At 63.8% G+C, this 12,910-nt stretch carries 9 protein-coding genes; 4 read left to right on the top strand and 5 right to left on the bottom strand.

Annotation, left to right across the window (positions count from 1 at the left end):
• Positions 1-47: 47 nt before the first annotated feature.
• Positions 48-1,007, bottom strand: a complete 960-nt coding sequence (locus tag ACIBG0_RS19185; protein ID WP_397034126.1) for a proline dehydrogenase family protein — start codon at positions 1,005-1,007, stop codon at positions 48-50.
• On the bottom strand, positions 1,007-2,653 hold the full coding sequence (gene pruA, locus ACIBG0_RS19180) for an L-glutamate gamma-semialdehyde dehydrogenase (protein ID WP_397034124.1): 1,647 nt from the start codon (positions 2,651-2,653) through the stop codon (positions 1,007-1,009). The genes ACIBG0_RS19185 and pruA overlap by 1 nt, the downstream gene beginning before the upstream one ends.
• Positions 2,654-2,814: 161 nt before the next feature.
• Between pruA and ACIBG0_RS19175 the strand changes: the two genes are divergently transcribed.
• Entirely contained in the window at positions 2,815-4,029 is a 1,215-nt protein-coding gene (locus ACIBG0_RS19175; RefSeq protein ID WP_397034122.1) for a PucR family transcriptional regulator, read from the top strand.
• 83 nt (positions 4,030-4,112) lie between these two features.
• Positions 4,113-4,727, top strand: a complete 615-nt coding sequence (locus ACIBG0_RS19170; RefSeq protein WP_397034120.1) for a dihydrofolate reductase family protein — start codon at positions 4,113-4,115, stop codon at positions 4,725-4,727.
• A 5-nt stretch (positions 4,728-4,732) separates the two neighbouring features.
• On the opposite strand, the gene ACIBG0_RS19165 is transcribed toward ACIBG0_RS19170, so the two are convergent.
• From ACIBG0_RS19165 to ACIBG0_RS19155, 3 genes are all read right to left on the bottom strand, one after another.
• Positions 4,733-5,794 (bottom strand): glycoside hydrolase family 19 protein, encoded by a 1,062-nt coding sequence (locus ACIBG0_RS19165; RefSeq protein WP_397034118.1) that lies wholly within the window; start codon positions 5,792-5,794, stop codon positions 4,733-4,735.
• A gap of 166 nt (positions 5,795-5,960) precedes the next feature.
• Positions 5,961-8,354 carry an ATP-binding protein gene (locus tag ACIBG0_RS19160; RefSeq protein WP_397034116.1) on the bottom strand — a complete coding sequence of 798 codons (2,394 nt, stop codon included), beginning with the start codon at positions 8,352-8,354 and terminating at the stop codon, positions 5,961-5,963.
• A gap of 43 nt (positions 8,355-8,397) precedes the next feature.
• Complete coding sequence (locus ACIBG0_RS19155) at positions 8,398-9,948, bottom strand: amino acid permease (RefSeq protein WP_397034115.1); 1,551 nt, start codon at positions 9,946-9,948, stop codon at positions 8,398-8,400.
• A gap of 151 nt (positions 9,949-10,099) precedes the next feature.
• Between ACIBG0_RS19155 and ACIBG0_RS19150 the strand changes: the two genes are divergently transcribed.
• Positions 10,100-11,629 (top strand): phytoene desaturase family protein, encoded by a 1,530-nt coding sequence (locus ACIBG0_RS19150; protein WP_397034629.1) that lies wholly within the window; start codon positions 10,100-10,102, stop codon positions 11,627-11,629.
• 356 nt (positions 11,630-11,985) lie between these two features.
• Positions 11,986-12,690, top strand: coding sequence for a hypothetical protein (locus ACIBG0_RS19145; RefSeq protein ID WP_397034113.1), 705 nt, complete (start codon positions 11,986-11,988; stop codon positions 12,688-12,690).
• Positions 12,691-12,910 lie beyond the last annotated feature (220 nt).

The raw sequence follows: 12,910 nt of genomic DNA, 5'->3' as shown, positions 1-12,910 counted from the left end.
TTCGGCGGCCTTGTCCGACTGCACAGACAAGGCCGCCGAGCGGGGGATCAGCGCTGGTTGCCCGGTCGCAGCGAGCGCAGGAAGAACGCCACATTGGCCGGTCGTTCGGCGAGACGGCGCATGAAGTAGCCGTACCACTGATCGCCGTAGGGCACATAGACCCGAACGTGGCGGTCTTCGCCGACGAGTCGGCGTTGTTCGCCGTCGCGGATGCCGTAGAGCATCTGGAACTCGAAATCATCGGAGCTGCGCCGGTTTGTGGTAGCGAATACCCCAGCGGCCTCGATCAGTGCCGGATCGTGGGTAGCGACCATCGGATAGCCGTCACCGTTCATCAGCACCCGCAGACAGTCCAGATAGGACTGGTCGACCTCGGCCCGGCTCTGATATGCCACCGATGCGGGTTCGCGATATGCGCCCTTGCACAGGCGAATTCGCGAGCCCGGACCGGAGAAGTCCCGGCAGTCCGCCTCGGTGCGTCGCAGATAGGCCTGCAGAACGGTGCCGAGCGAGGGGAAGTCGGCACGCAGCTCCCGCACGATCGACAGCGTCGAATCGGTGGTGGTGTGATCCTCGGCGTCGATGGTGACCAGTACGCCCGCATCCGCTGCGGCGGTACAGATCTGGTGCGCGTGCTCGCGGGCGATCGCATGACCATCCACTGGCAAGGATTGGCCGAGCGCCGAGAGCTTGAGCGAAACCTCCAGTGGTCCAACGGTTCCGGACTCACGCAGCAACGTGAGCAACGACAGCAGTGACAGATAGTGCGTCACCGTATTGCGTGCCTGTTCGATATCGGTGGTGTCCTCGCCGAGGTAATCGACGGAGATATACCGACCCGAGCTCAGCAGATTCTGCACGGCCGCAACCGCATTCGGCTCGGATTCACCGGCGACGAAGCGGTCCACCAGTTTCTTGGTGGTCGACATGCGGGTAACGGTGCGTTCCATGCGCGGCGAGCGCGAGGCGGCCAGCATGGCGGGGCGAAGCAGACCGGAAATAGCCATCAGATCTCCTCGGGTGCCTGGTGCGGATAGGTGTGCTCGGTCGGCGGGACGAAGGTTTCCTTGATGGTGCGGGCGGAGGTCCAGCGCAACAGGTTCTGTGGCGACCCGGCCTTGTCATTGGTGCCCGACGCGCGGGATCCGCCGAAGGGTTGCTGACCGACGACCGCGCCCGTGGGCTTGTCGTTGATGTAGAAGTTGCCCGCGGTGAAGCGCAGGCTTTCGGTCGCCTTGGCCACCGCACCGCGGTCGTCGGCGATGATCGCGCCGGTCAGGCCGTACGCCGAACCGCCGTCGACCAGGTCGAGCGCCGCCTCGAAGGATCCGGCGACCGAATCGTCGTAGACGTGGACCGCGAGAATCGGGCCGAAATATTCGGTGCTGAAGGCCTCGTCGGTGGGATCGTCACCGAGCAGGATGGTCGGGTCGACGAAATATCCGACGGAGTCGTCGGCATGTCCGCCCACCGCGATGGTCAGACCCGAGGTGGCCTTGGCGCGGGCGATGGCATCGGCATTGCGATCGAAGGCGCGCCGATCGATGACCGCGCCGCCGAAATGCGAGAAGTCGGTGACATCGCCGTAGCTCAGCGCGCCGACCTTATCGATGAGATCGCGACCCATCTTGGCCCATACCGACTTCGGAATGAAGGCACGCGAGGCGGCCGAGCACTTCTGGCCCTGATAGTCGAATGCGCCGCGGATCAGCGCGGTGGTCAGCACATCCGGATCCGCCGAGCTGTGCGCCAGCACGAAATCCTTGCCTCCGGTCTCACCGACCAGACGCGGGTAGGTGTTGTAGTCGGCGATATTCATCGCGACCGAACGCCACAGATGCTGGAAGGTCGCGGTCGAACCGGTGAAGTGGATGCCCGCCAGCCGCCGATCGGTCAGCGCGACATCGGAGATCTTCGGTCCCGCGCCGTGCACCATATTGATGACACCGGGCGGCAGACCCGCGGCCTCGAGCAGTTTCATCGTCCAATACGCGGCCACCGCTTGCGTAGGCGACGGCTTCCACAAGATGGTATTGCCCATCAGGGCGGGTGCGGTCGGTAGATTGCCCGCGATCGCGGTGAAGTTGAACGGGGTGATCGCGTAGACGAAACCCTCGAGCGGGCGGTATTCGACCTTGTTCCACACACCCGGGGTGGAGATCGGCTGGTCAGCCAGGATCTGGCGGGCGAAATGCACATTGAAACGCCAGAAGTCGACCAATTCGCACGGTGCGTCGATCTCGGCCTGATGAGCGGTCTTGGACTGCCCCAACATGGTTGCCGCGGCAATGGTTTCGCGCCACGGACCGGACAGCAGATCCGCTGCCCGCAGGAAGATCGCGGCGCGATCCTCGAAGGACAGCGCCCGCCAGCCGGGTGCGGCGGTGGTGGCGGCCGCGATCGCATCCTCGACATCACCGGCCTCGGCGGTGGTGAGCGTGCCGAGTACGGCGGCATGGTTGTGCGGCTGTACGACGTCGATGCTCTTACCCGAGGTGCGCCGGTGCTCGCCGCCGATAACATGGTGGATCTCGGTCGGTGTCGCGGCCAGTTCGGTCAGCTTCGCCCGCAGTCGTGCGCGTTCGGCGCTGCCCGGTGCGAAGGTGCCGACCGGCTCATTGGCCGGGCGTGGCGTGGACACGATGGCGTCCATGGGTCCTCCTGTGCTTTTCGCGCGACCTGCAAGCAATCGCTGGCGGTGCTGGTATATGACGGTGAGCCGAAGTCAACACCGCAAAACAGCCCGCAGAATCGGACAAGCGGACAAAGATGGGATGACCGGATTGGCGAGTCGTATGAAAGTGGGCAGTGGTCGTGGCTAGCGAGGGTGAGTTGGTGGCCGCGGACCTGGACCTGTTCGGATTGGCGCAGATGGTCGCCCAGAATGCTGGCGGGATGGTGTCCATCGAGGACCCGCAATCGCATGTGCTCGCGTATTCGGCCTCGGATCAAGCGGCCGATCAACTGCGGGTGCTGTCGATCCTCGGCCGGGAGGGACCGCGCGATTATCTGCAGGTGCTGCGCAAGTGGGGTGTGTTCGATCGGCTGCGCGGAACCGACGATGTCATCGACATACCGGCGCACGAAGAACTGGATATCAAGCGCCGCCTGGTGGTGAGCATTCGCGAGCACGCCGAGGACAATGCCCCGCGCGTGCTCGGTTCGATCTGGCTGCAACAGGGCGACCGGCCATTCAAGCCGGATGCCGCGGAGATCCTGCGCGGCGCGTCGGCCATCGCCGCACGCCTGATTTCGCGCAATCTGGACGCGCCATCCACCGAGGCGCTGCTGATTCAACGGTTGTTCGGAACTGGTGGTGGGACCACGGACGTGCCTGCAGTAGCGAGTGCGTTGAATCTGCCGCTGACCGGTCCGGCAGCGGTGGTCGGCTTCGCGGTCGCTCCCGGCGGGAAGTCCCCCGCCGCCTTCGGCAATATGCTTCGCCTGCGCGCCAGCTCATTTCGCGGCGATTCGGTGACAACCATCCTCGGCGATCGGGTGTATGTGCTACTGCCGCAATACCGATCCGCGCATGCGGTGACCGCGTGGACTCGTCAGCTGGTCGAGCAACTCGAAGTCACACTCGAATTGCGCGCCGCCATCGCCTGTCCCATACCGGATCTGGCGCATGTCGCGGGCGCGCGTTCGGAGGTGGACCGTGTCCTCGACAGTACGGCCGCGACCTATCCGCGGGGTCGGGTGACCACGCTGGCCGAATCGCGCACCGCGGTATTGCTCGCCGAAATCCTCGATCTCGTCCGCACGCGGCCCGAACTGCACGATCCGCGCCTGCGCAAGCTGCTGGACTACGACCGCAAGCACTCCGCGAATCTGTGCGAGAGCGTCGAGACCTACCTGCGCGAGCACGGCGATGTGCGCAATGCCGCGACGGCACTGCAGGTGCACCCGAACACTCTGCGCTACCGGATCCGCCGGGTCGAGGACATTGTCGGGATGGACCTCACCGATCCCGCCGATCGTCTTTTGCTCGAACTCCAACTCGCCTTGCATCGCCGATCAGCCGAATAGGGGAGAGCGCGAGCGATGATTATTCCGGTTCCGATCCGTCTGATCTGGTGACACGGCATCAATAACCGACCAAGGAGATACCGATGCGGAAAATCACCGCCGGACTGTTCATCGCGCTCGACGGCGTTGTCGAAAACCCCCAGGATTGGCACTTCCCATACTTCAACGAGGAGATGGGCGCGGCCGTCGACAGCCAGCTCGGCGCGGCCGATACATTGCTGTTGGGCCGCAAGACCTACGAGGGTTTCGCCGGGGCATGGCCGGAGCGGGAGGCCGCTGGGGATGTGGACGCCGAAATGGCCAAGAAGCTCGGCGACGCGCGCAAGATCGTGGTCACGCACCAGGATCTCAGCTTCACCTGGCGCAATTCCGAAGTGCTGAAGGGTGATCTGGTGGAGGCTGTGACGGCGCTGAAGGACGAACCCGGCGAAGCACCCATCGGAATCAGCGGCTCGGTATCCATCGTCCGCCAGCTGCTCGAGGTCGGGCTCTTGGACGAACTGCACCTGCTGGTGCACCCGATCGCGGTGCGCAAGGGTTTGCGATTGTTCGAGGAAACCGATTCCGCGCTTCCGCTGCAACTGCTTTCGTCCGACACGTTCAAAACCGGTGTCATCCATCTGGTTTACGCCAAGGCGGCGGCTGAAGGCGCCGAAGGATACGAATACGCGAAACAGTTCCTGCCCCAAGAGGATTGAGATTTTCAATCCGCGTCGAGGACCTTGCGAGCGCGGCTGTAGTTCTGGTTGCGCTCCGCGCTCCCATTACTGCCGCCGTTGATCGTTTGGGTGATCGCACCGATGTCCGATTTATCGGCGTCGTCGTTCAAATCCTTATCATCCCAATACCATCCCGCGGTGGCGAAGGCGTACTTCGGGTGTTTGGCCAAGTCGGGGTTTCCGACGAAATCGACCTCGAGGGCATCGCTGGCCTTCTGGTAGTTGGTGCGTCCGGTAAGTTGCAGGGCGCCCCGACCGTGGAAGCGGCTGCCATCGCCGGTCTGCTTGTTTCCGAGGTCTTTACGTGCCCCGTAATTTCCCTCGAAGTAGGCCTTGTCACCGTATTCTTCGAGGGTTTTCAAATTGTCCGTCTCCACGCCGACCTGTGCGAGGAATGCGGCCGCGCGCTCGGGCGTATCGATGCCGTAGTCACGCATCGCCTGGTCGAGGTAGGGCAGATACTTCTCCAGTTTGCTCTTGGGCGTGTGGGGGAAGATCGCTGCGAGCTGTTCCAAGGTCACCGGACTCATCTTCCCGGCCCGTTCCGAATTCGTTCCGAGGAGGTCGCGGAAGTCGTTCTCCACACGCAGGACCTTTGTGACAATTTCGGTCAACAGCGATTTTTCCTCAGTCGCCGTCAACTTGTTCGATCGTGCGGAGACAGCCAACGAAGCCGCCTGCAGTACCAACCCCAGCATTTGCGCTTCGTCCCGGATCTCTTTGGCCATCTTGGCATTATCGCCCGCGACATCCCCAACTTTGCCCGAGAGCTTGGTATCGCGCTCTTTCAAACCGGCGGTCAGCTCTGCGAGTTCGGCCGATTTCGTATTGTAATGCGCTGTCACCACGGACTTGTTGGCCACATCGTAGAGGTTCGCCGCATCGAGCAGGGCCGTCAGATCAGGAATATCGGAGGGATTTCCGGTGCCGAGTTGGTCGACCATCAATCGAAATGCCGTCCGAGCGAGCTCGACCGCGTGCTGCACGGTCCTCGAAGAGCCGGGCGGTGCCGCCAGTTTGTCGATCTGCTCGCGCGCCTCGGCCACCAATGGCGATGCGGTCTGCTTCAGCGATTTCGGGGTGAGCAGCCCATATTTCGCTTTACCCCAGGGATCGAGCTCGATCGGATCGTAGGGGCCGTCCACCCGCGGCATTGTCGCACAATAGGTTCGGCGCTTTCGGGCCTCGACTCCCCAGCGGTGGGCCTAGCCGCTAGTCGCTCAGCGCCTGCTCGGTGCGCGGGATGGCGAGGGACCACGCGGTTTCGGTCGGGGCGGGCGTGGTGACCGTCAGGGTCGCGCCGTAGCCGACAAGTGTTTCCGGCAATGGTCCGGGCGCATCGTCCATTATTGCGAGACCAGTTGGTGACCAGGTGATTTCGTGTGTAACGATGGCAAGTTGGTGATCATCAAGGGTGACATTGACCCGGATATCCTTGGCGACCGCCCGCTGGCTCAATGTCTGTAGTACCCGTTCCACGGCTTCGAGCGTGGCGGATGCGAGAGCGGGATCGAGATCGTTGACTGGTCCTTCGAAGCAGACTTGGGACTGTGCGCCGAGTGCCTCGGCGGCCTCGCTGGTGAATTCCATGATCTGGGTGCGGAATGGGGTCTCGTTCTCGACTTCCGAGGCGAGTCCTGTGACGGTATGGCGGATGTGATGGATGACGGCGTCGAGTTCCTGGACCGCCGCATCGATGCGGGTGGCGACGGCCGGCACGCGGGCCAGGGGGCGGATCCCGCTCAATCGCATCCCGATGCCGAACAGTTGATCGATCACCGTGCGATGCAGTTCGTGGGCGATGCGGTCGCGTTCGTTGATGACCCGCAAGGCCCGCAGTCGCGTCTCGGCCAGCCGGAGGTTCACCAGGTGGTCCACCCGTGCTTGGAGTTCGGCGAGCTCGAATGGTTTGCGCAGGTAGTCGCTGGCACCGGCACGCAGCATATTCAGTCGTGACTGCTCGTCAGCGCGTGCGCTGACGATGAATACCGGGGTGTTCCGCAGCTCGTGGTCGTTGCGTACCTCGCGCAGAAGTTCGTCGCCGCTCATGCCCGGCATCATGATGTCGCACAGGATCAGATCCGGCTGGTGGGTTCGCGCCAGCCGCAGTCCCGTGCCGCCGTTATCGGCGGTGACGACCCGATAGGAATCGGAAAGCGCTTCCCGAATCAGGGCGTTGAGATCGGCGTTGTCCTCGACGACAATGACCGACGGCTTCGGTTCCGACTCATCCGATCCGGTATCCACGACGGTGGTGCGGTCGCCACGTTCGGGCGTCAGCTCCGCGATCATCGCGTCGGCGGCGCTACTTGTCCGAATCGGTGTCGGCTCAGTGTCCGACCGGCGGACCGGAGTGCCGGGAGGGGCGTCTCGCGGTAGCTCGATAACGATCACCGCCCCGCCCTCCGGTGCGTCGCCGATGGTGATGTCACCACGGTGCAGACGCACCAGATCGCGGACGATGCTCAGGCCCAAACCCGTGCCGCCCACCGAACGGGTCGCCCCGCCATCGACCTGACGGAACCGCTCGAAGACCGCGGTGCGGTGCGACGCCGGAATGCCTGGTCCGCTGTCGGCGATCTCGATGACCACATCGTCCTCGGCGGGGCGCACGGTGCAGCGGATAACGCCTCCTTCGGTGACGAACTTGAAGGCGTTGGACAGCAGGTTCAGCAGGATGCGCTGCAAGTGGTCGGGATCGAGCGCGGCGGGAACGGGCTGCGGCGCGTCGACGGCCAAGCGGATGCCGCGGTCAACGGCCATGGACTCGAAGAACGCCGAGCCGAGCCGCACCTGCTCGGTGACATCGATCCAGGCGTACTCGGGTCGTATCGCATCCGTCTCCAGCTTCGAGGCGTCGAGGAGGTCGTCGATCTGACGCCGCAGTATGCGCGCATTGCGCAAGATCAACTCGAGGCCATCGCGGTCGCCGGGCGCGCACCGGTCGAGCGACTTTTGTGTCTGCGCCAAGATCAACATGAGCGGGGTTCGCAGCTCGTGGCTGATATTGGCGACGAACTGGCTCTTCAGTTCGTCCAGCTCCTTCGCGCGAGCGTACAACTGAGCCAGCTCGGCATTGGCCTCCTTGAGCTGTCGGCTGGTTTCGGCGACCTCACGGGCTTGGGCGAACACCTCCTGTTCGATTTCCTGCCTCGAAGCCCGCAGCGCGGCCGTTTCCTGCTGTTTCGCCGCATCGGATGCTTCGAGCCGAATGAAATCGGTGACATCCTCGACGCGGTGGATGACATAGCGCAGCTCGCCGTCGGTACCGAGGACCGGAGAGTTGGTCGGGCTCCAGAATCGCTGTTCGAAGGTGCCGTCGGGCCTGCGGATGTCGTAGCGCTGTATGGGCATCGCATCGGTGACTTGGTCATGCAGCACCCGTTCCAGCGAAACCCGCAGGTTGCGGACTCCTTCTGCCGTCGGATCGTCTGGATTGTCCGGAAATACCTCGAAAACGTTCTTGCCGAGGATGTGCTGGCGTTCGGTCATCGTCGCGGCGGCATATGCGTCGGTTACCGCGACGATAGACAGGTCGGGATCGAGTACCAGGTACAGACCTGGTGCGGACTCGAACACGGCGCGGAAGTCGATCTCCACGGACACACGTCGACTCTATCCCTCTCGCGGGGCCACCGATATGGGCAGGTCAGGCCTGTACGGGCGCCTCGGACTCGCCGCTCTCGACGACCGTTCGCCTGGGTCCGGTGAACCAGTGTTTGGCCGATACGAGCCACCAGATGCCGATCGCGCCGACTACGCCGACCAGCGTGATCGGTGCGTAATTGACGGTGTTCCAAGTGAATTCGCTGTTCCATGGATAGCCGCGGTCATCGGTCGGCAGGATGAACAGCAGGCTGATCAACGCGATCCAGATCAGCGCGATAATGCCGATAGGTCGGTACCAGGCGCCGAGTTGCCAAGGGCCGGTATGGAATCGGCTGCCGTGTAGCTGACGCAACAGTATCGGGATGCCGTAGGCGATGTAGAGGCCGATGGTGGCGACGGAGGTGGCTGCCGCATAGGCGGTCGGTGCGTTCTCCGCAGGCACCAGCATCGAGGGGATCAGCAGGACGAACGAGAAGAACGAGATGAACAGCACCGCGTGCACCGGCACCTTGCGGGCCGAAAGTCGCGACCAGTAGGCCGATCCCGGCACGGCACCGTCACGGGAGAAGGCGAACAGCATGCGCGAGGCCGAGGTGACCGAGGCGTAGCCGCAGAACAGCTGCGCGATCGCGGCGATGATCAGTAGCAGACCGGACCAGAACGAATTCAGCGAGTTCTCCAGGATATAGATCACCGGATAGCCGCTGTTCTTCGTCGGATCCAGCGCATCGTCGAGATTCGGGATGGCGAAGGTCACCGCCATGATGAGCAGGTATCCGGCGACGGCCGAGACGACGATGGTGTTGATGATGCCCCTCGCCGCGGTGCGCGCCGCGTCGTGTGTCTCCTCCGACATATGCGCGGATGCGTCGTAGCCGGTGAACGTGTACTGCGCATGCAGCAATCCGAGCAGGAAGCTGAATGCCACGCCGCCGAAGCCGACCGCGCTGTTGTCGACGGTTTCGGTGAAGACGAAGCCGACGCTCTGATGGTGGCTCGCCCCGAAACCGAGGACGACGACGAAGATCGCCACGCCACCGACATGCCACCAGGCCGAAATATTGTTGATCACCGCGGACAGATGCGGGCCGATCGCATTGAGTACGGCGTGCAGGACCAGAATCGCGGTGAAGACCAAAAAAATTGCGGTGCGGTCGGTTCCGATATCGATACCGATCACATTGAGTACCGCGGTGGTGAAGATGGCGGCGCCGTAGTCGATGGCCGCGGTCACCGCGATCTGGCCGATCAGATTGAACCACCCGGTGAACCAGCCCCAGACCGGGCCGCCCAATTCCGACGCCCACCAGTACAGACCGCCGGAAGTCGGGTAGGCCGAGGCCAATTCGGCCATCGCGAGGCCGACGAACAACACCATGACCGAGACCAGCGGCCAGCCCCACGCCATGGTGATCGGGCCGCCGTTGGCCAGACCGATGCCATAACTGGCCAACCCGCCGGTAAGGATGGAGACGATGGTGAAGCTGATGGCGAAGTTGGAGAATCCGGACCAGGATCTGGCCAATTCCTGTTTGTAGCCGAGTTCGGCGAGGCGCCGTTCGTCATCGGATGGTGTGGTGGCTTCGGTCATGATCGCTCCCGGGTGAAAACGCGGCCCTCATACGGCGTTTGCCAGAAGCTAAGTGTGAAGTGAGTGCTGGTCAATCGCAGGGGAATATGGAAACCGGGCCGTAATCTCTCGGCAATCGCGCATTCCGTGGTAGGCAGGACGGATGCGACCGATGCGCTCCTCCTACGACGTGGTGGTGGTCGGTGGTGGTCACAACGGGCTGGTGGCCGCCGCATACCTGGCGCGAGCCGGGCGTTCGGTGCTGATGCTGGAGCGTCGAGAGCACACCGGTGGGGCAGCGGTTTCGGAGCGGGTGTTCGCGGGTGTCGACGCGCGGTTGTCGCGGTATTCGTATCTGGTCAGTCTGCTGCCGCGCCGGATCATCGAGGATCTGGGATTGCGGTTCACAACGCGGCGTCGGCGGATCTCGTCGTATACGCCGGTCGGGGACGGTGGACTGCTGGTCGATACCGGTTCCGAGGCCAGGACCAGGGAAAGCTTCGTACGGCTCACCGGATCGGAGCGAGATTTCCGGGCGTGGCAGGAGTTCTACGGCGCGACCGGGCGGCTCGCGCAGCGGGTGTTTCCTACGTTGACTCGACCATTGCCGACGCGCTCGGAGCTCGAGCGAGTTGTCGATGATCCCGCGACCTGGGCGGCACTGTTCGAGCGGCCGCTGGGGGAGACGGTCGAGTCCACCTTTTCCGACGACACCGTGCGCGGTGTCGTGCTCACCGATGCGCTCATCGGGACCTTCACCCATGCGCACGATCCTGAACTGCGGCAGAACCGGTGCTTGCTCTACCACGTGATCGGTGGTGGCACCGGCGACTGGGATGTGCCGATCGGCGGGATGGGCGCGCTCACCGACGCACTCGCCGACGCCGCCCGCGCGGCCGGTGCGGAGCTGATCACCGGATGTGCCGTGACCGAGGTCGAATCCGACGACTTCACAGCCGAAGTGCGCTATGCGGACGGTGTGGTCGGTGCCCGGTACGTGCTTGTCAATGCGGCACCGCATGAGCTCACGCAGCTGCTCGGAATTCCGGGGGAGTCGAAACCCGAAGGCTCCCAATTGAAGGTGAATATGGTGCTGCGTCGGTTACCTCAGCTGCGCGATGTTTCGACAGATCCACGCGAGGCGTTTGCCGGAACCTTCCATATAGCCGAGTCGTATTCGCAATTGGAGCAGGCATATCGCGAAGCGTGCGCCGGGCGGATTCCTTCGGCGCCACCATCGGAGATCTACTGTCACACCCTGACCGATCCGTCGATCCTCGCGACCGATTCCGATCTGCACACTCTGACCTTGTTCGGATTACACACTCCGGCAAGACTTTTCGAGTCCGATCCAGAGGCGGCGAAGGCGATGGCCGTGCAGGCCGCGCTCGCCCAACTGGATGCGGTACTCGCCGAACCACTGGTCGATTGCCTCGCGCTCGACGAGGACGGTGCCCCCTGTATCGAGGCCAAGTCGCCGGTAGATCTGGAACGTGAGGTCGGTCTTCCCGGCGGGCATATCTTCCACCGCGACCTGGCGTTCCCTTATCGCGGCGAGCACGCCGATACTCCGGCGGCTCGCTGGGGTGTGGCTACCGATGTGCCCAACGTCTTCATCTGCGGTGCGGGCGCGATTCGTGGCGGCGGCGTAAGCGGTATCCCCGGCCACAATGCCGCTATGGCTGTCCTCGAAGCGCACTGATCACGAGTCGTCCAATGTGTGCGGCATCACAATTGCGATTGTGTCATGCAGATTTGGCATTACGGTTTCGCGAGGGATTAGCTGGAGTCGAGCATGCCGTGGAGGCCCTCCCTGGAGGGTTTGTGTTTGCGCATGATGGAATCCGATTGTGGCGTTCGGGTTTCGCGCATGGGTGTCCGTCGGATAGCGGTGGGGCGGATGAAGCATCGAATGTGATGCAGATCGCATCATGATCGACTTCCGCATGACTCGACGGCAATCGAGTGGCAAACCTTAACGATTAGGTCACGCACCGTTTGCATGCTGCGGTTTTCATGGGGGTCGCTTCCGCAGCCCACCCCGTTAGGAACCAAAGCATGTTGATGAGGAAATTCGCCGCGACCTCGGCCCTGATGATCGCGGCGGTCGGTGTCACGGCCGGGACGGTCAATGCCGCTCCCGAAACCGACAACGGCGTCGTGAACTACACGACCACCACGACCCCGTCCTCGACCATCATCAGGACCGATGCCGGTTCGCTGGTCAATGACAATGGCGTCTTCAAGATCAAGGCAGTCGACGGCACCACCCTCGCTGGCACCGATCTGTCCTTCCGGGTGGACGACTACGTCTTCCCGATCGCAGCCGATATCCAGGACCACACCGCGACGCTGACCCCGCAGTTCGATATGGCCCACGCGGTGTACAAGCCGGTCGCGCTGCCGTACGAGGACAAGGCGCCGTGGAAGTCCGAATATGACCGTGAGCAGGCTGCCTTCAACCGCATGAAGGACACCATCGCCATGGGCGCCACAATCGGCACCCTCGTCGGCGGTCTCGGCGGCGCCGCCGTCGGCTGTGTCCTGGGCGGTATCGCCGGTGCGACCGTCGCCGCGGCCACCATTGTCGGCCTGTTCGGTCCCTTCCTGCCCGCCGCCGCGATCGGCTGCATCGGCGGCATCATCGCCGTCGGCGCGCTCGGCACCCTGGCCGGACAGATCTTCGTCACGGCTCCGGTAGCCATCGCCGCCGCGGTCCAGTACTTCACCACAATCAACCAGCCCTTCGTAGCACCGAAGTAAATTCGGCACACAGATCGGCGGGGGGGGGGGGGCGGGGGGCCCCCCCCCCCGGGGGGGGGGGGGGGCCCCCCCCCCCCCCCCCCCCCCCCCCCCCGCGGGGGGGGGGGGGGGGGGGGTGTGTGGGGGGGCGGGGGGGGGGCCGGGGCCTGGGGGCCCCCCCCCCCCCCGCCCGGACGCGACCGCGGTGCGCATCGTTCGCGGTCGTGCCGACGAACGGACA

The organism is Nocardia sp. NPDC050630 (assembly GCF_044457245.1).
Taxonomy (GTDB): Bacteria; Actinomycetota; Actinomycetes; order Mycobacteriales; family Mycobacteriaceae; genus Nocardia.
Note: the sequence above shows the minus strand (reverse complement) of the source record. Positions and strands in the feature narration are given on the sequence as shown.